General features: G+C 58.5%; 20 protein-coding genes. 6 read left to right on the top strand and 14 right to left on the bottom strand.

Annotated elements, in window-relative coordinates; genetic code table 11:
• Position 1: 1 nt before the first annotated feature.
• The 6 genes from ETQ85_RS06485 (at position 2) to ETQ85_RS06460 (ending at position 7,599) form a co-directional block, all read left to right on the top strand.
• The gene (locus ETQ85_RS06485; RefSeq protein WP_148578239.1) at positions 2-961 is read left to right on the top strand and encodes a glycosyltransferase; all 960 of its coding nucleotides are present in this window, start codon (positions 2-4) and stop codon (positions 959-961) included.
• Positions 955-1,347, top strand: coding sequence for a GtrA family protein (locus tag ETQ85_RS06480; RefSeq protein WP_148578238.1), 393 nt, complete (start codon positions 955-957; stop codon positions 1,345-1,347). Before ETQ85_RS06485 ends, ETQ85_RS06480 begins: the two co-directional genes overlap by 7 nt.
• Positions 1,348-1,351: 4 nt before the next feature.
• Positions 1,352-3,277 (top strand): hypothetical protein, encoded by a 1,926-nt coding sequence (locus tag ETQ85_RS06475; RefSeq protein WP_148578237.1) that lies wholly within the window; start codon positions 1,352-1,354, stop codon positions 3,275-3,277.
• Positions 3,278-3,399: 122 nt separating this feature from the next.
• The gene (locus ETQ85_RS06470; RefSeq protein WP_148578236.1) at positions 3,400-4,614 is read left to right on the top strand and encodes a rhamnosyltransferase WsaF family glycosyltransferase; all 1,215 of its coding nucleotides are present in this window, start codon (positions 3,400-3,402) and stop codon (positions 4,612-4,614) included.
• Between the two features lie 13 nt (positions 4,615-4,627).
• Positions 4,628-6,682, top strand: coding sequence for an HAD family hydrolase (locus ETQ85_RS06465; protein ID WP_148578235.1), 2,055 nt, complete (start codon positions 4,628-4,630; stop codon positions 6,680-6,682).
• On the top strand, positions 6,679-7,599 hold the full coding sequence (locus tag ETQ85_RS06460; protein WP_148578234.1) for a lysophospholipid acyltransferase family protein: 921 nt from the start codon (positions 6,679-6,681) through the stop codon (positions 7,597-7,599). The genes ETQ85_RS06465 and ETQ85_RS06460 overlap by 4 nt, the downstream gene beginning before the upstream one ends.
• 200 nt (positions 7,600-7,799) lie before the next feature.
• Here the strand turns inward: ETQ85_RS06460 and ETQ85_RS06455 are convergent, their stop codons facing one another.
• From ETQ85_RS06455 to ETQ85_RS06390, 14 genes are all read right to left on the bottom strand, one after another.
• Positions 7,800-8,621 (bottom strand): IS3 family transposase, encoded by an 822-nt coding sequence (locus ETQ85_RS06455; RefSeq protein WP_148578233.1) that lies wholly within the window; start codon positions 8,619-8,621, stop codon positions 7,800-7,802.
• Entirely contained in the window at positions 8,618-8,932 is a 315-nt protein-coding gene (locus ETQ85_RS06450) for a transposase (RefSeq protein ID WP_148578232.1), read from the bottom strand. Before ETQ85_RS06450 ends, ETQ85_RS06455 begins: the two co-directional genes overlap by 4 nt.
• A gap of 462 nt (positions 8,933-9,394) precedes the next feature.
• Positions 9,395-11,074, bottom strand: a complete 1,680-nt coding sequence (locus ETQ85_RS06445) for a hypothetical protein (protein ID WP_148578231.1) — start codon at positions 11,072-11,074, stop codon at positions 9,395-9,397.
• Between the two features lie 140 nt (positions 11,075-11,214).
• Positions 11,215-12,096 carry a class I SAM-dependent methyltransferase gene (locus tag ETQ85_RS06440; protein WP_148578230.1) on the bottom strand — a complete coding sequence of 294 codons (882 nt, stop codon included), beginning with the start codon at positions 12,094-12,096 and terminating at the stop codon, positions 11,215-11,217.
• A gap of 46 nt (positions 12,097-12,142) precedes the next feature.
• Positions 12,143-12,529 (bottom strand): GtrA family protein, encoded by a 387-nt coding sequence (locus ETQ85_RS06435; protein ID WP_148578229.1) that lies wholly within the window; start codon positions 12,527-12,529, stop codon positions 12,143-12,145.
• A gap of 5 nt (positions 12,530-12,534) precedes the next feature.
• On the bottom strand, positions 12,535-13,518 hold the full coding sequence (locus tag ETQ85_RS27260; RefSeq protein WP_148578228.1) for a WxcM-like domain-containing protein: 984 nt from the start codon (positions 13,516-13,518) through the stop codon (positions 12,535-12,537).
• Positions 13,484-14,449 (bottom strand): glycosyltransferase family 2 protein, encoded by a 966-nt coding sequence (locus ETQ85_RS06425; protein WP_148578227.1) that lies wholly within the window; start codon positions 14,447-14,449, stop codon positions 13,484-13,486. Before ETQ85_RS06425 ends, ETQ85_RS27260 begins: the two co-directional genes overlap by 35 nt.
• A complete protein-coding gene (locus ETQ85_RS06420; protein WP_148578226.1) occupies positions 14,449-15,564 on the bottom strand; it encodes a DegT/DnrJ/EryC1/StrS family aminotransferase in 1,116 nt (371 codons plus the stop codon). The genes ETQ85_RS06425 and ETQ85_RS06420 overlap by 1 nt, the downstream gene beginning before the upstream one ends.
• 19 nt (positions 15,565-15,583) lie before the next feature.
• Positions 15,584-17,569, bottom strand: coding sequence for a hypothetical protein (locus tag ETQ85_RS06415; RefSeq protein ID WP_148578225.1), 1,986 nt, complete (start codon positions 17,567-17,569; stop codon positions 15,584-15,586).
• Positions 17,566-18,765, bottom strand: coding sequence for an ABC transporter ATP-binding protein (locus ETQ85_RS06410; protein WP_148578224.1), 1,200 nt, complete (start codon positions 18,763-18,765; stop codon positions 17,566-17,568). Before ETQ85_RS06410 ends, ETQ85_RS06415 begins: the two co-directional genes overlap by 4 nt.
• Positions 18,765-19,556 carry an ABC transporter permease gene (locus ETQ85_RS06405; RefSeq protein WP_148578223.1) on the bottom strand — a complete coding sequence of 264 codons (792 nt, stop codon included), beginning with the start codon at positions 19,554-19,556 and terminating at the stop codon, positions 18,765-18,767. The genes ETQ85_RS06410 and ETQ85_RS06405 overlap by 1 nt, the downstream gene beginning before the upstream one ends.
• A 42-nt stretch (positions 19,557-19,598) precedes the next feature.
• Positions 19,599-20,483, bottom strand: a complete 885-nt coding sequence (locus tag ETQ85_RS06400) for a peptidylprolyl isomerase (RefSeq protein WP_222862085.1) — start codon at positions 20,481-20,483, stop codon at positions 19,599-19,601.
• Positions 20,484-20,648: 165 nt separating this feature from the next.
• On the bottom strand, positions 20,649-22,121 hold the full coding sequence (locus ETQ85_RS06395) for a hypothetical protein (protein WP_148578221.1): 1,473 nt from the start codon (positions 22,119-22,121) through the stop codon (positions 20,649-20,651).
• 198 nt (positions 22,122-22,319) lie between these two features.
• Positions 22,320-22,805 (bottom strand): hypothetical protein, encoded by a 486-nt coding sequence (locus ETQ85_RS06390; protein ID WP_148578220.1) that lies wholly within the window; start codon positions 22,803-22,805, stop codon positions 22,320-22,322.
• Positions 22,806-22,807: the final 2 nt, after the last annotated feature.

Raw genomic sequence — 22,807 nt, 5'->3', positions numbered from 1 at the left:
AATGGCTCTTAACTTCGACAAACTGCGCATTGCGGTGCTGGTTCCCTGCTACAACGAGGAACTCACGGTCACCGAGGTTGTAAAGGGATTCAGGGAGGCTCTGCCACAGGCCGACATCTATGTGTTCGACAACAACTCAACGGATGCAACCCGCACCAAAGCCCTTGAAGCGGGCGCCATCGTGCGCCATGTCGCCATGCCAGGTAAGGGCAACGTGGTACGGCGCATGTTTGCCGACGTGGATGCCGATGTTTACCTGATGATCGACGGTGATGCCACCTACCACGCGCCCAGTGCTGGAAAACTCGTCGAAAAACTCATCACCGAACATCTGGACATGGTGGTCGGCGTTCGTGAGCATCAGCACACAGATGCCTATCGGCCCGGGCATGAAATCGGCAACAAATTGCTGACCGGAACCATGACCAGGATATTCGGCGGAAAATTCACCGACATGCTGTCAGGCTACCGTGCATTTTCGCGCCGCTACGTAAAATCATTTCCGGCCATGTCCCATGGCTTTGAGACCGAAACAGAATTCACGATTCATGCGCTCGAATTGCGCATGCCTTACGGCGAGGTAGTAACCCCTTATGGTGTGCGCCCGGAGGGCTCCACCAGCAAATTGCGAACCTATTCGGATGGCGTCCGTATTCTGAAAACCATCGTCAAGCTGTTTGCCCTGGAACGTCCGTTGCGGTTTTACTCCCTCATCGCACTGGCATTCGTCCTGGCAGGACTCGCGCTTGGCTTTCCGCTAGTCGTGACTTATCTCCAGACCGGCCTGGTACCCCGCTTCCCGACCGCCATTCTCAGCACCGGACTTTGCCTGTTAAGCGCCATCAGCTTTACATCAGGTCTGATTCTCGAAACGGTCACGGTTGGACGCAGGGAAGTCAAACAACTCAGCTATCTGAGCATAGGCGAAAGATTCGGCAAGGCTGCGGCTTCTGAATGCTGAAAAGGGAGCTTGCCCACTTCACCCTTGCCGGACTTGTCGGTTATGCCGCCGATGCAGGGGTATTGCTGCTGGCGAACCCCTTGATTGGCCCTTACTTCGGCAGGCTTGCCTCCTTCGTCGCGGCAGTTTTTGTCACATGGATCATCAACCGCAGTCTGACCTTTCGCAACCGAAGAAAGTATTCATCCCTGTACCAGGAGTTTGCTGCTTATTTCATTACGGCTCTGGCAGGAGGCTGCGCCAGCATCGGCCTTTACTCGCTGCTGATCTTCAATTTCAAGGTATCAAACCTCGGCTTGATGGCTTTTGTTGCAGCTGGATCCCTGGCCGGAATGGCCATCAACTTCCTGCTCAGCAAGCACGTTGTTTTCAAACCGCACGCTTAATCCAATGGGCATCCTCCGCTTCCGCCTGAAAATGCAGAACCCAGGGCTCCGCCAATTCGCTTATGCCTTATCCGTTCTGGTCACCACCATACTCGGCTTTGCGTTTGTAATATCTGCAAACTATCCGGGCTACCTGAATGGAGACTCCTTGTATCAACTGCAGGAGGCCCTGTCCGAAACATACGGAGACTGGCACTCCCCCAGCATCACAGTGCTGTGGTCAGTCCTCCTTGACTTCCTGCCCGGCCCGGTCGGCTTCATCGTTTTCGACAACCTGCTGATATGGAGCGCCCTGGCTGGACTGGCTCTGGCCCTCAGGCCACGACTCGGCGCATGGTCATACCTTATCCTGTTCATGCCCTTGCTGCCCGGCGCATTCAATTATCTCGGGCACGTACACACCGATGCGATGCTCGCCGCCATCCTTCTGGCAGGAGCCAGTCTGGCTTATCTGGCGCAATGCGACTGGCGCTCCCGACGACTGGCAATCTGCCTGCAAATTGCCGCCAACCTATTTATAGCAGCGGGTTTTCTCACGCGCCTGAATGCCGTTTTCTGCCTGATTCCGCTGCTGCTCTACGCCAATTCAAATCTGGGCGCACGGCGAACGATTCTGCTCAGCGGAGCGGTTCTCGCCGTTCTTCCCCTGATCTACAGCGTACAGAACACGCTGCTGCAGGTTCCGAACTCCCATCCGGGCGACAGCATCAAGACCTATCAACTTCTGGCCCTTTCTTATCACGAGCAGGAGAACCAGTTTCCCGGAAAGTGGCGTGAGGAAGAAGCAAGGCAAATCGTCGAGTCCTGCTACAGCCCCGTGCAGTGGGATACGGCATCCAACTGGGGGCAGTGTCGCTTCATTTCCCAGAACCTTCGGGCACAAGGGCTCTGGGGCTCCCGTACCCTCACCGAGTCATGGCTGAAGGCAATCATCGATCATCCGCGATCCTATTTCGCGATGCTCGTACCAACCTTCAAGAAGTCCATGTTCGATCCAAACTCACGGCAAATGCTGTATAGCGCCGACAACCCATGGGGCTGGATGGTGCAGGACAATCCGCCCAGGCCAGACACGCAAATCGCCCAGGATTACGCCCGATCAAAACTCAATGACCGGGTGGGCCGGCCATGGGTATTTGGACTGCTCTCCGTCATCGGACTGCTGACATTGTTCAGACTGAATCTGCAATCCACCAAGGAAGGGCGGTTTGCCCTGGCCGTCCTGCTGTCCGGCCTGATTTACCTGATCACGTATTTCTTTTTCAATGTCTCTGCCGAATACCGTTATTTCTACTGGTGTGGCTTTGCAGCGTATCTCGGACTGATCATCGTAATTCTTTGCGCGCTGAAGACGGCCAGAAAGCGCCCGCCCACTGCCACGAGAAGCCATGCAGAACGAGCCGTAAAATTGACCAGTCTGGTCATCGCTGCATTTTCGGCAGGCATGATCACATTCGCCTTTACATTCAATCTCCCGGCAACCAAAAGGATCATCACCCTCACCCCCCTTGATGAAAAACCGGTGAGCGTCACCCGAATTGGCAGCACCGCCACCCCGCTGTGGATGGCGCCAGCCTTTGAAGGCGATACGCGTCCAATGACGTGGGACTGGATCGGTCACGCCTACCAATCGACATCCCGGCTCAGTCCCGTTGTGGCCAGCCTGGATGGGTTGAGACAGACTATCGAAATAAAGCTGGAAACCGGGCCGGACAACGGACGCGTGGCAATAGACGAGGTCGGCATGCACCGTGTGGTGGACACCTATTCCGAACAACCGGGAATCCAGACGATCCAGCTTCCACCCTCCCCTGGAGAGCAGAGAAAGAAGAGGCGTTTCAACACGGGGGTGTCAAACACCGCGCTAATTTACGTCCTGGGCCTGCTCTTCCTTTTTCTACGGCTGACCCGGGCCAGGGCGGCGCAGTGATCGCGCATGGACGGACAAGCCCATGCGATAATTCGCCCCCTCTTCAAGGCCTCGGCACAGGATCCCGGCAGATCAGACCGACGCCTTCTCATGGCACATCGCACGGAGCAAGAAAACCCTTCATGGCAACTATCGCCTGGCTCATCCCGAGGCTGATCGAAGGCTCGGGCGGGCATCGGACGATGCTCGAACACGCCCTCGCCCTCGAACGGCACGGACACCGCTGCCATCTCTACCTCGAAGGCACACACACCGACCCCGACAAGGGCCGGCAACTGATCGAGCAGATCTTCGGTTACAGCTTCGAACGGGTGAGTTTCGGCTGGGACAACATCCAGCCCGCCGACGCGGCCATCGCCACCATCTGGTACTCCGCCGCCTTCGTCCGCGACCTGCCCTTCCCGTGCCGCAAGCTGTACTTCGTCCAGGATTACGAAGCCTGCTTCAATCCGATGGGTGACGCCTACCTGATGGCGGAGAACTCCTACCGCTACGGGCTCACCCCGGTGACCATCGGGCGCTGGCTGCGCCATGAACTCGCCGATCGTTTCGGCGTGGCGGCCTACCATTTCGACTTCGGGGCCAATCTCGACATCTATCGCCCACTGCCCGAGGCCAAAAAGGAACTCGCAGTGTGCTTCATCCACCAGCCCGACAAGCCGCGTCGCTGCAGCCGCCTGGGCCTGGAAGCGCTGGGCATCGTCAAGCATCGCATGCCCGAGGTGAAGATTTATCTGTACGGCTCTCCCGCCCGGGAGAAGGGGCAGATCTGGTTCGAGCACGAGCACCTTGGCCTGCTCAACCTGCAAGACTGCAATGCCCTGTACAACCGCAGCGCCGTAGGGCTGTGCCTGAGCGCCTCGAACCCGTCACGGATCCCCTTCGAGATGATGGCTGCCGGCCTGCCGGTCGTCGAAATGTGGCGCGAGAACACCCTCTACGACTTCCCACCGGAAGCCGTCACCCTGGCCAACCAGACGCCCGAATGCATCGCCGAAAGCATCCTGCGCCTGCTCGACAAGCCCGCCACCCGCGCCAGCATGAGCCAGGCCGGTACCCACTTCATGGCCGACCGGCCCCTGAGCGTCGAAACCGACCAGTTCCGTGACGCGGTCGAGCGCGTCCTGAAGGGCCAGACGCCGGATCTCGCCGGCGTCGAGCGCCTCTACACCGCGCCGGCAGAAACCTCCCGCCATTACGTCGGCACCCTTCCGGCCAGCATCCAGAAGCGCCTGTCCTCACCGCCAAACGCCTACGTAAACTCGCTCCCCCCCCGCCTGCGCCGCTTCCTCGGCTGGGGCCTGCGCGTGGCGCGTCGACTGCTCGAGAATCGATAAACACACCCGCCGCATGTACAAGCTCAAAACGCTCGACGTCTGGGACACCCTTCTCAGGCGCAAGTGCCACCCGGACTTCATCAAGCTCAGCGCCGCGCGCCACCTCCAGCTGCGCTTCGGCCAGAGCCTGGCGGACGGCTTCCCCGACCACTGGGCGATCTTCCGGGAGCGCTGCCAGATCGAAGGCGAACTGGCCCGCGCCACCTCGCGCCAGGGCAGCGACGACGAATACACCCTGCACGCCGTACTCGATCATCTCGTCCGGCGGGTCGTCACCGCACCGAACCTGAACGTCGCCCAACTCGTCGATGAACTCGTCGCCGCCGAACTGGCCCTCGAGAAGGCCAACACCTTCCCCGACCCCGGCTGCCGCGACGTGATCGGCCAGTATCCGGCCGAGCGCACCCTGTTCCTGTCCGACTTCTACATGCCCGCGAGCATGCTCAACGAACTGCTGCAGCACCACGGCCTCGACGACGTCGCCCCGGACGGCATCAGCTCCTGCGACATCCGCCTCAACAAGCGTTCCGGCCAGTTATTCAAGCACGTCCATGAGGCCTTCGCGCTGGCACCCGAGCATCACGTTCACATCGGCGACAACGCACACTCGGACGTCAGCATTCCCGGCGCCATCGGCATCACCTCGGTGCATTACCTGCCCGACGAACAGCACGCCGACCGGGAGCTGCGCGAAAGCCTGTTCGCCGACCGGGCAGTGTTCTTCGGGCACCTGGAGCAGATCATCGCCGGCAAGGTCGAGGAAGCCCTCGGCAGCCGCAGCGACAATGCCCGGGCGGCCTTTCTGCTGGGCACCCAGGCCGCCCCCCTGTGGGTTGGCTTCTGCCTGTCGGTAGCAGAACAAAGCATCCACGAAAAGCTCGACAAGCTGTTCTTCTTCACCCGCGAGGGTGAGTTCTTCATCGACATCTACCGCAGCCTGTTCCCCACCGGGCGCATCACCGGGGTCGAATTGCCTCCCGCAGGCATTCTCGAAGTCAGCCGCCTCGCCACCTTCAGCGCCTCCCTGCGCGAAGTGAGCACCGGCGAGCTGATGCGCATGTGGAACCTCTACAGCACCCAGTCCCTGTTCGCCCTCGCCCGCTCGCTGGGCATCGAACCGGCGGCGCTGGAAACACTGGGCGCCCGCCACGGCCTGCCCGTGGGTGAAGAAGTCATCTACCCGTGGCAGGACGCCCGCGTCCAGGCCCTCTTCGCCGACGCCGAATTCCAGGCCCTGCTGTCCGGCAAGTCCGCCAGTGACCGCGAACTCCTCCTCGCCTACCTCGAACAGCACGGACTCGCCGCCACCGACACCCGCCTCGGCATCGTCGACATCGGCTGGCGCGGCACCATCCAGGACAACCTCGCCCACCTGCTGTCCGGACGAACCGTCTTCGGCCACTACCTCGGCCTGGCCCGCGTCCTCAACGAACAACCTGCCAACTGTCGCAAGTACGCCTTCGGCCCCGACCTCAACAAACAACTCGAAGCCAGCCACCTGCTCGACGCCGTGGCCCCGCTCGAAATGCTCAGCAATTCGCCGAACGGCAGCGTCGAAGGCTATCGCCGCACGGCGTCAGGCCGCGTAGAGGCCAAACGTCTCATCGATGCCGAAGAGAACACCGTCTTCGACAGCTACGTCTCCCATTTCCAGCAAGGCGTACTCTTCGCTGCACGGGAATGGGCTGAATACCTCGACAACCACGCGGTATCGAGCGCTGAACTGCGCCCCCAGGCCCTGGCCATCTGGAACGCACTGGTTAGCCGTACCCCGCAGGAACTCTTCGAGGCCTACACCTCCCTGAACCACAACGAGGTCTTCGGCGTCGGTCAGTTCGTCGAACAAAGCGCCGTGCCCTCCATGGGCGTCCTGCTGCGCGCGCCCTTCATCCGCCGCGACCGGCACAGCCTCATCCAGTACATCCGCCAGTCCCAGTGGGCCGCCGGCCTGAAGAAGCGCACCGACCTGCACCCGGTGCACAAGGCTTTCCTCACCACCGCGGTATCGGCAGGCAAGGTTTACAAATATGTGCGGGTGCGCTGGCAACATCGCCGGGCACAGGGGTGAAAAGGCGGCCTCTCCTGCCGAGCGCAAAGGCAAGCCTCCGAAGGCTCATCGAACACCTGCTGATTCCCGGCGCAGGCGCTCTGCTCCCGTGGCCTCTTTATTTTCGCGGGCTCTCGCGCCTCGCCAGCAACCCACGCCTGCTATTTCAGGAATGTGCAGCGGCCAGCGAAGGCTACCGCGCCATTTTCGGCATCACGCCCAATTCCGAATGGCTACGCCGCTATCGCCTGACAATTCTGATAGATCGCGCTGACGCCTTTATTTCCGCCACCCGCTCGGACCGATGGCTGGAAAAGCATGTGACTATCACCGGAGCCTGGCCCACCGGCCCGTTTGTAGGCATCACCTTTCACTTCGGTGCCGGCATGTGGTCCCTGCGACACATACGCAGCACAGGCCTCCGCGCGGCTTTTCTGTCGATCCGGTTTTCGCTCGCATCCTTCGGAAACAAACTGATTCCCTACTGGATTGCCCGCTTCCGGATGCACGAAGTAAGACAGGCCGGAAACGCACCCGTGATTTATACGGGTGGCAGCATCAAGTCGATCCGCAAAGCCTTCGAACAAGGCATCTGCGTAATAGGCCTGATTGACGTTCCCCCTCATCAAGCCGAAAAGGGCAGGCTCGGCATGACACTATTTGGCCGTCCGGCAGCACTCCCCTCCGGTCTGCTGGAGATTGCCGCCACAGAAGACGTTCCCGCTACGGCATTCCTGATGAGCGTTGACTGGCGCACCGGAAAACGAACCCTGGACATCTTTCCGGTACCCCCAGGCTCCCCGTCGGAACAGATTGGGTTTATGTCAACGTTGCTGAACGACGCAATTACAGAAAAACCTGAGGCCTGGCACCTGTGGCTTTGCGCGCATTGCTTTTTGACACACCAACTGGCGACCAACGCCCTTGACCATAACTAATTGTCGTCCCGAGGAATCATTTTTTCATATGAAAAAAACATTCCTTGGTGTGACGCACAAATTAAGACACACCACGGAATGCCTGCGACACATGTAGCGCTCCCCGGAGGTCATGACGCAAGGCCCAAGTGCCGTGACCCCATGTCCAGGTGACGTGCCCCAATGGCCGCGTTGTATTGACCCAGCAAATCCTGCACAGGTCATGCCGCTAAAGCGAATGCCTCAGCGGGTGTCTTCATTTCCAGCGCCTGATGGGGCCGCTGGTGGTTGTAGAACTGGATCCAGTCGCCAATGACACGGCTGGCATGTTGCAGGGTCTCAAAGCGGTGGCGGTGGATGCACTGCTCCTTCAGCGTGCGGATCATCCGCTCCACCAGCCCATTCTGTTGCGGGGTGTAGGGCGTGATGAACTCCTGCTTCAGGCCATAGCTCTTGACCAGTGCTGTATAGCTGCGGCTGGTGAAGACCAGGCCATTGTCCGAGCGCAGCAGGAAGGGCTCCTTCACGCGCCCCAGCGTGCCGAAGCGGGCGATCAGGGCCTGCTCCAGCGCACTTTCGGCGGTGCGGGATTTGCCGCTGCGGGAGACGTGCCAGCCCAGAAGCTCACGGCTGAAACAGTCGATCACCAACGCCAGCGTGGCCCAGCCATCTCGACCAGCCCAGACCCGACATAGATCCGTCGCCCAACGCTCGTTGGGTTGGGAGGCCCTGGAGCGTCGTGCTTCGATCCGCGGCCTGAAGCCCACCGGGCGCTTCCTAACCTGCCAGCCACGCAGCTGAAACACCCGCTGCACGGTGTTCTTGTTGAACCCCAGCAGATGCGCCACCGTCCGGTAGCCAAAGGACGGGTTGTCCTCAATCATGGCCTTGATCGGTTCGGCAAAGCGGGGCTGCACCTTCGGCGGAGCCTTCACCGAGTGGTAGTAGAAGGTGCGACGGGGCACTTCAAACCACCGGCACAGCTGACTGATCGAGACGACAACACCTTCTTCCTTGAGTCCCTGGCGGATCGTCTCGATCACTTCTCGTCCTCGCCCAGCAGGGACTGCAATTTTTTTCGGGCACGCAGCTCCAGCATCGCTTCCCCGTAGGCTTCCTGCAGGTGCTTGATCTGCTTCTCGTACTGCTCCCGGATGTCCAGCGGGTTGGCACGCAGCGCGTTCTCCATCCCACGCTTCGCCTCATCGATCCAGGTCTCGATCTCTGAAGGGGGCAGATCGTACGAACGGCTCGCCTCCGCCACCGTCGTCTTCCCTTGCAGGACTTCCATCACCAAGGCGCTCTTGCGCTTGGCCGTCCAACGCTTGATTTCGTCTTCCATCGCCGTACTCATGTGTCGTTCCTTTCAAGGTTAACACCTGTGCAGGGTTTTACTGGGTCAATACAGCGTCACGTGACAAAATCATTCCGTTATATGAGGAAGCAATTTTTTCATATGAAAAAATGATTTTTTGGACTGATGCAATGATCGGGGGAGAAGCTATTTAAGGCTGAGCGGCTGCAGTACCGGGGCGTGGACAGCATAAAAGACAATTCTTCCAGGCTGGATTTCTCTTGCAGATCAAGGGGCTGTGAAGGTTTTATGCTCCTGTAAAGGTGAGCCCTTGGGCAAAATGGCGTTCACGCTGCCTTCTCGGGAGGGCCACAAGGCGCACGCGATGCGCCATCTGGCGTCAAACCCATCGAATGGCATGTGCTGACCAACCGTGAAGCACCTACCCTGACCGACGTGATCGAATTGATCAACCTGTATCGCACGCAGGGAAATCGAGTGAGTTGTGTAGAAGAAAATGGCTTAAAGCTGGCAATTTTCTATATCGCTACGAATTGACGTCATCCATGCATGACAAGATGCATCAATCGGCGGCATCCGTAAGGAAACGAATTTCTGTTGTGATTTCGACCAGCACGCAACATGATTCGGCCAAACAGTTCCTGCTGGGACAACTATAGCAGCAAGCGTCTCAGAATTAGCAAAACGAGGGCGCACCACCTGAAGCCGTTGAGCCATACCACGGCAAAATTGCTCCTGCCGCATCTGAACCTCTGAAGATAACGTGGGCACTACACGATGGAGGTATGCTTGCTTCTGAACTGGCTCTAACACAATACCTGCTTGAGCATTGCGGGCCATAACCACAACACCATCGTTATCAGGAACCATAAGCATGGTAATACCCTGGTGAGTTTCTGCCCACATAGGGATAGACCGCGTAATAAATTGCATGCGAGCCTGCGCCTGCCAGACCTTATCGAGGTGCCCCCACAGCACACCGCCGCCAGTGAGTAGCGCCGCAGAAAAGACCACGAAGGCGGTAAAAAACCTCCAATACTGTGATTTCGTTAGCGGCCGCACTGGAGACATCAAAACGCCAACGACCAGCCCCAACCAGGCCACGGGTCCATAACTCAACCGTCCTCCTTCTCCGGTTGAACTCAGTGCCCCTACATTTAATAGAGTCGCCAATACCAGCCCTCCACTTGCACCTAAAAGCGCTAGTGTCAGGCGCCATTGCGGCATCGGTCGGGGAAAAGCGAGCAACATCAGCCCCACAAGGCAACAGACAAGATAAACCGGGGACAGTACGGGGGTTGCCTGCCCCAATGCCGTCCACCATGGCCCGAGAGATCGCAATGCATTCCATAACTTCACATAAAGAGGAATACCTACGGCATTCTCCGCATAGACCTGCCAAGCGTTACCAAACAGGTATGTCCGCCAAACCAAAAAAAAGAACACGACTAAAAAAGCGGCGGCAATAGCCAGGCGCTGATCGCGAGAAAGTGGCCCATTCCAGGCAACAGCCAGCAGCAACATCTGCAGTGGCAACACCGCAGCGGACTCTTTGAATCCAAGCGCAACAATTAGAAGCAGCGGCAGAAGATACGCTGACCCCAAAAATGATGAAGATTTATTTCCAGCCCAAAAATATATACCACAGAGTGAAAAAAGCGTTACCCAGCCATCGGAACGTGCAGACACCCAATAGACGCCTTCTGCTACGGACGGACAAAGTCCAAAAAAAACAGCGGCGAGTGGAGCGGACAATTTCGGGTCGCAATTGCAACTCTTTGCCAATCTCCTGACAACCAGCGCAATCAATAGCGTGTTCAATACATGAACAAAAAAATTGACACCGTACCAATTCGCATACACCGCATCGCCAATTACGTAATTAAGCGCAAGGCTCAGCATCATCATTGGACGGTAAAACGCCCCCAACGAGGGCACCGGCTCTGAAAAAAGCAGAAACGTATCCGACCAAAGACTCCCTTGCTGCGACTGAGCATAAACCCGATGCAAATTCGGGAAGTCGTCTCCATGCCAGAACCCATTGAAACCGGGGGCGTACATAACACCTACAACAAGACATGCAATAAAAATTGCAAATCCAGAACGCCCGCTCGACATCAAAAAAGACCATCCGCGGAAAAAACAAAACCTTAAAATCGAGGATGTGCTTTTTTCATTCATAGCTCATGTCGCCTCTGACTGCACTTTATTGCATACAACACTACAAAATTGCCTATCCACCCAAGAGAAAAAGAATACGCAATCGAAAATTACAGCAAGGTGATGAACACAAGCCGCTGACTTTCATCACCTCCGGGCAATCACGACTTGAAAAAATTCAGCACACTCCGCACAAGCCTATTAAACAACCTGAAGACAGAAGGGGCCTCCTCCACCGAGGTGGCCTCAAGACGCTTTTCCAGCATGGCGACTTTCTCGGTCAGTTGCCGGTTCTCGGCGTAAGTGCGGCTCCATTCCTGATAGACCGAATGGTGTCGATCCGCCACCAGACTGAGAGCAGGCACGATGGCCTCCAGCACACTGGCGTCCTTTGCACAGCACACCAGGTAATACAACTCGACCGGGTAGGCATCTACACCGTCCACCGCAAGCACGCGGGCCTCGACCGCGGGCCCTTCGAGAGACCACAGCATGGAATGAAAACAGGGGCGCTGGGCAAACCAGTGCTGAGCCGGAAAATGGGCATTCAGCAAGGCTCTTAGCTCGGGTCCATCGAGTTCCTTCACATGAAACTCGTTCTTGTAGCCGGTCCGATCGGTGTACTCGACCCGGTTCGGCGACGAGATGATGAACAGGCCGCCCGGCGCCAGGAGGCGTTCGACCTCGGCCATGAAGGCCTCGTGCTCGGTCATGTGCTCGATGGTTTCGAAGGATACGATCACGTCGAAACTGGCATCCGGCAAGGGAATCCTGGCGCAGCTGGCGCACAGGTATTTCAGGTTGGCGGCACTGCCATAGCGCTCGCCAGCATGCCTCACGGCATCTGAGGAAATATCAACACCGGTCACGCTGTTGGCCCACTCCGCCAACAGCGCACTGCCGTAGCCTTCACCACTGGCCACATCGAGAACCCGCTTGCCGGCCACGTGTTCCCGGGCAAAAAGATAGCGATGCCAATGCTCGTAGACCATCTCCCCTTCACAGGTCGGGAGAAAGCGCTCACCGGTAAATGTCAAAGCCATGAATCCAGATCCAAATAGATTGATTGAGACGGGAGCACGCCAGACCTCAGGCCTGTGGGCGGGGACCCCACCCACGAAAGAAAAAACGGTTCAGCGCAAAGCTCAGAGGCACAATCAACAGGCTGGCCAGTGGCCCTGCCAACCAGGGCGGGACTTCCCTACCGATGAATATCCCTAGCAGCCATTGCCCGAGTGCCCAGGACGGCACATAGACCAGCGGATACACCACCAGCCCCCATCGTGAGTGTCGGGTAGAAAAGGTGAAACGTCCGTTCATCCACCACGCAAGCCCAATGCCCGAGACGAAAGCCGTCGCAAAACCCGCCGCAGGAGGAATCCCCGCGGCAAGCAGGACCCAGTACAGCAAGGTCGTCGCCAGCGTATTGGCTACACCGACTAGCACAAAACGGAGCAACTCCGGACGAATTCCCATCCTGCTCACGCCACCTGACCCGCCCCAACCGTATCGAGAAACAGCTGGTAATCACGAATATAGTCGTCGGCGTCGTAGCAATGCGAAGCGAAGACTAGCAGGACCGCATCCGATGAATAACGATACTGCACGCCCCAAGTCATGGGCGGCAGGTAAAGCCCGAGTGTCGGATCATCCAAGGTGTATTCCTGGCGCAGACGGCCATCATCGGTCATGACTTGGCAACGGCCACTCACGCACAGCAGGAATTGCTCGCATTGCCGGTGAGCGTGCTCGCCGCGCACCTCCTGGCTTGGCACATTCATCACGATGAAGTAGCGCTGAGGTGTGAAGGGCAAGGAACTGCCGCACTCACCCACTGTCAGGTCGCCGCGCATGTCCTTGATCAGCGGCTGCCGAAAGAGCTGTACACCTCCGAAACGAGAGGAGGAGACCTGCGGCACCACGGCCCCCGGCGCCACCTGGCCTACCGTATCCACGTAGCCGACGATCCGTGCCGGATTACCGACCACGATGGCATTCGGCGGTACGGAGCGGGTAACCACCGCACCGGCTCCGACCATGGCGTTACGGCCTATCGTCACGCCTGGCAGGATTGTCGCATTGGCACCAATGGATGCCTTCTGCTCAACCCGGGTCTTCAGATATTCGGCTGGATAGCACTTGCTGCGAGGCATGCGATCATTGCAGAAAGTGGCGTTGGGACCGATGAAAACATCGTCGCCTAACTCGATGCCATCCCACAATTGCACACCGCACTTGATGGTGACGCGATCACCGATCAGCACCCGATTTTCAATGAAAACATGATCGCAGACGTTGCAGTCAGCCCCCAGACGGGCTCCGGGCAGAATGTGGGCAAAAGCCCACACCCGCGAGCCAGCACCAATCTGGCTGCTCTCGCACAGAGCCTGGGCATGCACGAAGACGTTGGTGGTCCCAAGTTCGCTCGCCTCACCGGCCATCATCACCCTTCCCGCTAAAATCATGCTGGGTCAACATCAACGCCAACGGCCGCTGCTTGCTGTTTTCGTAGGCACGCCACGCATAGGAGCCGATCAGCCCTAGCCCGAGGGCGTTGAGTCCCGCAAAAAAAGTCATCGCCACCATCAGGGCCGCATAGCCAGGCACCGGTACCCTGCCGGTCACCTTGGCCACCACCACCGCAAGCCCCAGAACCAGCGCCAGCACTAGCCCCAGCACCCCAACGCCGAGCAGGATGCGGATGGGCAGATCAGAAAAGGCGAAAAGGCTATCGGACAGGTAGGCCAGCTTGCCCCGAAAACTCCAGGCACTGGAGCCATAGACCCGGGCCAACCGGGTATAGCCGAGCACCTTGCGCCGATGCCCCAACCAGAACAACTGCCCCACCAGCGAGCTGCGTGCCTCCGGCAGCGCTACAAGGTGGGCGGCAAACCCACGGGTACAGCCGAACACATCGACACCACCCGGCGGAATTTCGGGGTTGATCAGGCGCCGGTAGAGCGACCAGAACAGTTGCGCCGGAATACGTTGGAGCCAGGGATCGTCTCTGCCCTCACGGCTGCCCACCACCACATCGGCATCCCCCGCAGCAAGGGTCTGGAAAAAGCGTTCGATCAGCTCGATCGGCTCCTGCAGATCGGCGGCCATCACGGCCAGGTAATCGCCTCGCGCCTGGCGCAGGCCCTCCCGGATGGCGGCAAAGGAACCGAAGTTACGCGCCAGCAGCAGCAACTGGCTCTGGAAGGACTGGCGAGACAGATTCTCCAGCAGGTATCCATAAGAGCCATCAGGACTGGCATCGACAACGATCACCAGCTCCAGCCGGCCGGCGAGACGCGAGGCCATCGCTGCAACCTGAGCGAGCAATTCCGGCAGTGACCCCTCGTTGCGATAAACCGGCACGATCAGGGAAAACAGGGGCCTCTCCGCCGGCATTACCAGACCTCCCGCAGAACGCTGGATACACGGCTCAGTTCCGTCACATCCAGAAAGGGATGACAAGGCAAGCTGAAGACTTCGGCGCAGGCGGCCTCGGTCACGGGCAAAGCCCCGGCTGCCGGCATGGCCAACAACCCGAGTTGCGAGACGCGTTCGATAAAACCGGACTGTAGATGGTCGGGAACGGGGTAGTGGATATCGGTCTGAATACCCTGCGCCAGCAGTGCCGCACGCACCCGGTCCCGCTCGGGATGGCGCAGAACAAACAAATGGGCGACATCCTCGGCATCCTCGGGACGCGAAATAGCGACAAAGCCCGGCACCCCCTCCAGTCCCTTCAAGTAGCTGGCCGCCACCCGACGCCGCGCCGCATTGGACTCAGGAAGGGCTGGTAGCAAAACGCGTAGAAAGGCCGCCTGCATTTCGTCAAGGCGGCTATTCATTCCTCCCGCCATCCGGACCTGATATTTCGGCTGCCAGCCATATTGACGCAACTGGCGCAGTTTGGCGGCCAGCCCCGCATCGGAACAGCATACGGCGCCGCCATCGCCGAGGGCACCAAGGTTCTTCGTCGGATAGAAGCTGAAACAGGCTACATCGCCCCATGCGCCGGCCTGTCGCCCGGCCCAGTTCGCCCCGTGAGCCTGGGCCGCATCTTCGACAACGGAAATACCGGCGGCCCGGCAGGCTGCCAGCACAGCCGGCATGGGGGCCATCTGTCCGTACAGATGGGTTACGATCAGCGCCCGCGTTCGCGGAGTGACGGCCGCAAAAATGGCTCCGCCATCCAGCAGCAGGGAATCGGGCTCGACATCCAGGAATATTGGCTGAGCCCCGAGAGCCAGAATCGCCTGCGTGCTGTATCCACCCGCATTGGCTACCGTCAGCACTTCGTCACCGGGGCCCACATCGAGCGCCCGCAGGGCCAATTGCAGGGCATCACTGCCACTGGCCACGCCAACACAATGCCCCACTCCGACATGCTCAGCCCAAGCCACCTCGAAGGCCTCCACTTCCGGGCCGAGAATCGTCCAGCCGCTGCGAATGACCCGAGCCGCAGCGGCATTCAGGGCGGCATCGAACATCCCGTACAACCCCTTCAGGCTGTTCATGGGAATTACGGGCAAAGCATCAGGAAGGAATTTGGTAGACGACATAACCATCGCCAGACTGGAATGCCGGCGTTAAGGGCAAGCGAGAATCATCGGGCAAAACATCGCCACGGCCGGGGGGAAACGGCCCCGCACTGTACCATCGAATGCCAGCGCGCCGGAACGCCTCGACCCGCTCGACAGCCGGCAACCCCCGAATGCGCAACCATTCGGCAGCCCGCTCGCGTACCGGGCCCGTACTTCGGGCATGCAAGTTGAAACCAATCCAGTAGGGAGCGCACTGGCTAAGGGCCGCCCATCGGAACTGAGGGTCAGCATCTGCATTCTGGCAAATGTCGCCGGCCCTGGCCTTCTTTCTGATGAAAGCCGCAGCCTCAACCATTCCCTTCGACAATGCCGGCGTCCCCGCGATACTTCCCGGGCCCCGCTGCACGCCCGGTCCGAAAGCAGCACCGGCGATGCAGCCGACTACAACGACCATCATCGTGCAAAGCACACCCGACCAACGCCGCTGAAGCATCCCACTGACAGAGTCCGGAAACAGGAAGGGACCGGTTGTCAGCCACCACATGGGAAGCACCCAGACCAGCGGACGGTGCTGCACTTCTTCCGGCGTCCCCGCTCCACCCCTATTATCGGGATCAAGGCCTAATGCAAACAGAAGGTAGCCGCCAATCAACAAGAGCATCCAGTAGCGCACCGGCCACGGGGCTCGCGGCCAGGCCAGGATGCCGACCAGCATCCACCCGAGCGTACCTGCCAAAATGACGAAGGGCGCCATCCATCCGGCGCGCAAGCCCGAAAGCCAACCAGCCTCTTGCAAATGCAACAAAGCAGGCCAGTATTCACGCCACCCACCGCCGCCAAGGCGCATCAGGGGAAGGCCTGGCAACGGCAGCCACAGAAGGATGACCAGTGCTACGATGGCCATTCCGCCCGTCAACATCCGGCGTCGCCCCCCCCCACCCGGCAGCGTGCCACCCCACCAGAAAAGGAGTAAGGGACCTGCCAACAAAATAATCTGGGCCTTGAAAAACATGGAAACAGCCAAGGCACCAGCCATTATTAGCAGTGTTCTTGAGGGAGCCACAGTGGCACACTGCCACTGCCCCGCCAGCCAACTCGTCAGGAGCAGCGCCGCAGCACAGCCATACAGGCTGCCGGGAGAAATCGTCTGCAGCCAATGCCAGCCCAGGAAGCGCTGACCGGACCCCAGCGCAGCTGCATCCGGCCAGAACAACATCAGGGGCAGCAGCACGGCCAGCCAGGGAAAATCCGGCCGAAGGCGGGCAACCCATTCAGAACCCGCAGCTACAAGCAGCAGCAGACCGAGCGGCCACCACAGAGTCAGAGCCAGACCCAGGCCACTCGCCCCAGTCAGGGACTCCAGCCAGGCGGGCAGACCGTAACTCAGGTAATGGTAAGGTGCCAGTGGCAGGCCGACACCGCGCAGGTCATGCACTGGGCGCACCGCACCCTGCGCCAGCATATCGATCAGTGCGCCATGAAAATACCAGTCCTGCCAGATTTTCTGCTGACCGCCAGTAGCAATGCTGACCGACGCGGTCCACGCACTTTCCCCCCAGAACAGAAGCGCGACAGATGCCAGAAACAGTAACAGGACAAGAGGAGCAGCTGACGATGCAGTATTGCAGAGGGCGGGGGCCGCTACATAACATCCCACACCCAGCACCGCAATCAAAATGGCGGCAACTACGACAGCCGGAACCCCGAGCAATCCAAGACCAGCCAGCACAGCGAGCAACAGCAGCACAGCCAGCACCCAGCCTCCGGCTAGACTGGAAAACCCTGCGCGCGCGCGCAGGGTTTCAGCCCAGAGAACACTGACGACAATGGGCAAAATCAGGCCTAAAGCCACATCCGGCGACCAGGCGACCAAACTCATCGCAAGTCCGAAAGCTCCGCCAAACAGCAGGGCCAGCCCCTGCGAACCCAACCTGCCCCGCTCCGCCCACCATTTAACATGGGCGATGAGAGAACTCAAATGGCGTTCCATCGATGCGGCAACCGACACACACCGAGCTCACGACTTTCCCCGATCACCGTCAGCTCGCCAATCAGCTCATCAAAAAGACGATACCCCTCGGGATCCAGCGCGTGCCCCTTGACCCTGTATTCACCCGGCAGTAACGAAAGCTCAGGTACCTCGAATTCAAATTCGTACTCCTGTGCGCCGACGCGAGCCAGAACATGACCATCCATCTCGGAGGAAACACCATAAATCGGCATGCCATCTTTGCGGACGAATCCGACCAACGCAGTCGGCACGCGTCCGTCCGGCGAAAATACCCGGCCACCGATTCGCAGCGACGCACCAACCGGCACAGTCACCCCCTCCTGACTGGGAAAGCCGTTCAGCGACATGGAAAGCAACGCATAGGTGCCGCTTGATATGGCCATCGCGTGATCCTGCGCCTTCGGCGTACTCTTTGAGTCATGCCAGGCTAGATACTCCCGCGTCACGCGGTGCGAGTCTCCATAGGCCTGCAGGCGGCCGTCATGAATCCATGCAGCCTTCTGGCAGAGCTTTTGAATGTGGAACATGCTGTGAGCACACAGCAGCAACGTGCCGCCACTCGAGAGGTAGTTTTCCATCCACGCAATGCATTTGCGCTGAAAGGACTCATCTCCAACAGCCAGCACTTCGTCGGTGATCAGGATGTCCGGACTGACCGTTGTCGCAACGGCAAAGCCGAGACGCACGATCATGCCGGAAGAGTAATGCTTGATCGGCTGATCCACATGCTCGCCGATATCGGCAAAAGCCAGAATGTCGTCTAGCCGTTCCCGTGTCTCACGCTCACTCAACCCCATCAACGCGGTCGCCAGAAATACATTCTGGCGACCGGTGTACTCCGGGTGAAAACCCGCCCCGAGCTCTAGCAAGGCACTGATGCGTCCCCGAAGCTGCAACGCTCCTGCAGTTGGCTTGACTACGCCGGCAATAATCTTCAGAAGCGTCGACTTGCCCGCCCCATTCATTCCGATCAGCCCCAACGATTCTCCGCGGCGTACTTCAAGACTGATGTCCGTGAGTGCGTCATAACGCTCGGCAAAAGGCTGGCGGCGCAGCAGGGAATACAAGGTACGAATACGACCGGCGGCTGAATTTGCAATCGGATACGATTTGCCGATACCCGACAGGCTGATCAGCGGGGCTTCAACAGGATTCCCGCTCATCAGATGAAATCCTCGAAATAGTCGGAGAGACGCCGAAACAGCAGCACTGCTGCGAACACGGCACCTGCACCGCCAATGATAAAAAGGGAAAGCTGCCCGAAAGCTGCGAGATTGCCGTGCATCAAGCCAGCACGGATGGGCTCGAGCAGATGCACGAGCGGGTTGAAAGCAACGATCCAGCGCACCGACTCTGGCACCTGAGTCGTGGGATACAGAATCGGCGTGACATAAAACATGATCATCAGCGCCGGGCCCAGCATGTGGTCGATGTCCTTCAGAAAAACCTGAAAGGATGCCGTCACCAAAGCTATGGCCGAAGCCAGCAGCAACAGCGCCAGCCAGCCCATCAGCACTACCGGCAGCCCGGAAAACCGGAACGGCTCGCCAGCGATGGCCAGGGCACAGATGACCACCATAAACCCCACGAAATGAATGAAGAAGGTGGCGCCAATGGACGCGAACACCAGCAATTCATGGGGAAAATGCACTTTCTTGACCAGGCCGGAGTTACCCACGACCGCATGGGTCGCCCTCTGCACCCCTTCCTGGAAGGCCATCCACGGCCACAGGGCACAGGCCACAAATGCAACGAAACTGTGCTCGCCCAACTCGGGAAACCCGACCTTGAAGACCTTTCGAAAGACGAATCCGTAGATCATCAACAAAAGCACGGGTTGACCGAGCGCCCACAATCCGCCGGCAATCGTTCCGGAATAGCGGCTGGTGACCTCGCGCCGGACAAAGGTGAGGAACAACCAGCGCTGCTGCCAAAGTTCGGTCAGGATGTTCATTGAATCCGTCCGGCACTCGCAGGCATCATGAAAATGTGCGTGTTACTTGCTTACTGCGCGCCGTACGGCGTCCGCGTCAATCTTGATCGCGGCAGGATCGCGTAGCGGATCAGCGATTTTCTTGCGGACCTCACCTCGCATGCGATTGCGGACACTTTCCATGAGGGCATCTTTCACCTCGTCAAAGGGGCGCAACACCGGCGCCTGGCGCTCTTCGAAACGAATGATGTGCAACCCGAAGTTGGTCTCCACGATCCCGGAAAGCTCTCCGGGCTTCTTCATGGCGAAGGCGACCGCCTCGAACTCGGGCACCATCGCGCCCTTCGGCTTCATGCCGAGATCACCGCCCCGCCTGCCTGAGCCGGGATCATCGGAATACTTCTGGGCAAGCTCTTCGAAGGACTCACCATTGCGCAGCTTTTCGAGCACGGACTCGGCCAACGCGCGGGAGGCTGTCCGATCACTGCCGCAAGCCCGGAAAAGAATGTGGCGTGCACGCACTTCTTCAGGCTTGGTAAATTTTTCGGGAAATGCCTTGTACTCATCGCGGGCGATGGCTTCGATCTGACTCTCTGACACGGTCTTGGACTCGGCCTGCTCCATGTAGATCTCGTACAAGGCACGTTCTTCCGCCAACTTGAGGCGATCAAGGATATCCTTGCGGGTCACCAGGCCCTCTTCGCGGGCTTTGTTCGCCACCAGGCGACGCAGCATGATGTCGGCAGCCATCCGCTCAGCCGAGGGAGAGTCAGGCTCGCGCATACGCTTCAGCAACTCGGGCGATCGCCCTGCCATGTCGGCCTGCAAATCGGCAGAACTCACGGTGACCTTGGCATGAGTCACGACAACTTCATCGGCCGCACAAACCGATTGGCTGGAGACAAGCGTTACAAAAAAGGGAACGAGGTACAGAGTCGACAACTTCAACGTAATCACCCCAATGGAGAAAATCGGAAAAACAGTATTCGTTCAAACAATGGACATCCGAATCAATGGGAAGCCCTTTGCTAAAAACGACAAAGGCGGGCTATGCCCGCCTTTGTCGTTTGAAGAACCTTCCCAGAAACGCAGAAGGTTTTCAGTCCAGCTAGATTACGGAGCGGTGTTCCACTTCAGCGGCAGCACTTGACCGTAGTTGGTACCGGCGGCACCACCAGCGCTCGCATTGAACACATTCACGGCGGTGAAGCCGATCACCGGCAGTGCTTGAACGCCTGCAGTAGTGCTCAAACGAACCAGACCGTCGTTGTAAGCAAAGGTGTAGTCCTGAGCGGTAATCTCAGCGCCCAGAGCGCCAGTCTTACCAGCACCGTTGTTAATCGAAACCACGGAGACTTCGCCAATCAGGGTCCAAGTGGCAGAACCTTGCGGGTTCGGGGAGATCACGATGTTGTTTTCAGCAGAGACGGTACGCTCTTCGCGATCATAGACGCTAGGGGCGCCAACAGTAACGGAGTTGGTATCAGCATCCAAGCTGCTGTAGACACCGGTAGCACCGTCGACAGTCGCGAGAGTGCGCAGCGGATCGGTAGCAGCGGTCGGGGTGTCGGTCCAGGTGTAGTAGTAACGACGGGTCGGCTGGGACAGAACCACATCGGTAGAGGCCAGGATGGAATCATCGGTGGCGTACTCGGTCACGACAGAACCCTTGGCCAGAGCAGTTTGCAGTTCGGCCAGTTGTGCAGCGGCGTTAGCAGTTCCGTACGGAGTCGACAAGTCAGGCAGGTCGAACTCGTACATCTTTACGTTGCCGGTAGCAGGGTCGAACACGCTATCGGCGGTCTGAGCAGAAGCAAACGCGGGGGAGACGGAACCAAAAGAAAGCGTACCAGTGGTCAGGTTAGCCTGACGGGAGTAGCGAACCGGGACGACAAGCGACGGCAGACCAGTAACACCGTCAATCTGGTTCAGGGCAGTTGCCGGAACGGTGAAGGCCTTGGAGTTTGCAACGTTGATAATGGTCGCAAAGGAGGTCAGGCCGGTCTTCGGATTGGTCAGCTTACCAGTCAGGTCGTTCGGAGCGGCGACATCGCCAATCAGAACAGCCGTGGTGCAAGGAGCAACGCCATTGACGTGCTTGGTAGCCACGTACAGCGAGTCAGGAACGGCGGAAACGGGGATATCGCCCATGTTGATAATTTCAACATAGCCTTCACGGGTGCCTTGGGCCTTGTTGGCATCCAGCAGACGGGCGGTCACAAATTTCTGATTCAAATCAGCTTTGGCCGGCAGCGTGCAGGAATTGTCGTTCGTCGTCAGGCGCGCAACGTTACCATCCAGGGTCACAGCAGCGGTCCACACGTCAGCCGGGGACAGGAAGACCTGGAAGTCAAAGACGTCGTCAGAGAACTGAGCGCCGCGGAAACGAACCTTGACAGCCTTGCCGTTCAGTTCGTCGGTGTTGGCGATGCTGATCAGGGTGGTATTGCCATTCTGAACGGTGTAGTACGGCAGAATGTTGATTTGACCAACACCGTTCTGGGCAACGGTCATCGCTGCGTTCGAAACGCCGGACAGAGCACCCAGAGTAGCGGCAACACCAACAGCAAGAAGACTTTTCTTCATACAAGAACTCCTAAATAGCTTAAAAATGAACGCAACGTAATCAAGTCTTACGCTGAATGAGACATTAGCACAGACAGCAATTTTTTTGAACAACTCACCAGCACAATGCAGCAATGTTTTGTTGCATCAAAACAACAAAATCTTACACAAGTCAACCATTCGTCGAAACATCATGCTGCAAAGCAACAAATTTTAAAACTAGAACCGCTCGTAGCGCCACCAGTCACCACTCTCAAGAACCCATCGGTCCTCAAGATCAGTAAAAGTTTCCGGATATCCCCGCTGCAGCGGTGCAAACCCGACACGGACGGTTACCTCGCATGTCAGATCCCTGCACCTTGCATTAACGACCTCGGCGCTCTTAAGTTTAACCGGCCCTGCGGATCTTGCCCTAAAGCCGAACAAATCCACCGCTTTACGGTACGCAGGCGTCGAGTAACTATAGGCCTTTTCCCAATTTCCAGCAATCAAGGCATCCCACCGGGCCTGGGCTCTTTCCCGGACTTCAAGCTCCGGCGCCTTTGGTGCAAAAGCCGCACACCCTGCAAGCATGAGCATGCTGGCAGCCGCCATCGTAGCCCACCGCGCACGGCTGAGGGCGCGGCCAGAAATCACGTTGCGCAGAAAAAAAGCATCTTGCATCATCACACTCACGGCACTTTCGAAAGATGAAAATCGTTTCACGA

This window comes from Zoogloea oleivorans, assembly GCF_008107625.1.
GTDB lineage: Bacteria > Pseudomonadota > Gammaproteobacteria > Burkholderiales > Rhodocyclaceae > Zoogloea > Zoogloea oleivorans.
The sequence above is the reverse complement of the archived record's forward strand: the minus strand, read 5'-3'. Positions and strand labels throughout refer to the sequence as shown.

Bases quoted from the DNA above. Each gene is read 5' to 3' on its own strand.
- ETQ85_RS06470 (WP_148578236.1), top strand. From the start codon at position 3,400: ATGGCAACTATCGCCTGGCTCATCCCGAGGCTGATCGAAGGCTCGGGC.
- ETQ85_RS06485 (WP_148578239.1), top strand. From the start codon at position 2: ATGGCTCTTAACTTCGACAAACTGCGCATTGCGGTGCTGGTTCCCTGC.
- ETQ85_RS06395 (WP_148578221.1), bottom strand. From the start codon at position 22,121: ATGAAGAAAAGTCTTCTTGCTGTTGGTGTTGCCGCTACTCTGGGTGCT.
- ETQ85_RS06405 (WP_148578223.1), bottom strand. From the start codon at position 19,556: ATGAACATCCTGACCGAACTTTGGCAGCAGCGCTGGTTGTTCCTCACC.
- ETQ85_RS06450 (WP_148578232.1), bottom strand. From the start codon at position 8,932: ATGAGTACGGCGATGGAAGACGAAATCAAGCGTTGGACGGCCAAGCGC.
- ETQ85_RS06425 (WP_148578227.1), bottom strand. From the start codon at position 14,449: ATGCCGGCGGAGAGGCCCCTGTTTTCCCTGATCGTGCCGGTTTATCGC.
- ETQ85_RS27260 (WP_148578228.1), bottom strand. From the start codon at position 13,518: ATGATTTTAGCGGGAAGGGTGATGATGGCCGGTGAGGCGAGCGAACTT.
- ETQ85_RS06440 (WP_148578230.1), bottom strand. From the start codon at position 12,096: ATGGCTTTGACATTTACCGGTGAGCGCTTTCTCCCGACCTGTGAAGGG.
- ETQ85_RS06465 (WP_148578235.1), top strand. From the start codon at position 4,628: ATGTACAAGCTCAAAACGCTCGACGTCTGGGACACCCTTCTCAGGCGC.
- ETQ85_RS06410 (WP_148578224.1), bottom strand. From the start codon at position 18,765: ATGAGCGGGAATCCTGTTGAAGCCCCGCTGATCAGCCTGTCGGGTATC.
- ETQ85_RS06475 (WP_148578237.1), top strand. From the start codon at position 1,352: ATGGGCATCCTCCGCTTCCGCCTGAAAATGCAGAACCCAGGGCTCCGC.
- ETQ85_RS06480 (WP_148578238.1), top strand. From the start codon at position 955: ATGCTGAAAAGGGAGCTTGCCCACTTCACCCTTGCCGGACTTGTCGGT.
- ETQ85_RS06420 (WP_148578226.1), bottom strand. From the start codon at position 15,564: ATGAACAGCCTGAAGGGGTTGTACGGGATGTTCGATGCCGCCCTGAAT.
- ETQ85_RS06445 (WP_148578231.1), bottom strand. From the start codon at position 11,074: ATGAATGAAAAAAGCACATCCTCGATTTTAAGGTTTTGTTTTTTCCGC.
- ETQ85_RS06435 (WP_148578229.1), bottom strand. From the start codon at position 12,529: ATGGGAATTCGTCCGGAGTTGCTCCGTTTTGTGCTAGTCGGTGTAGCC.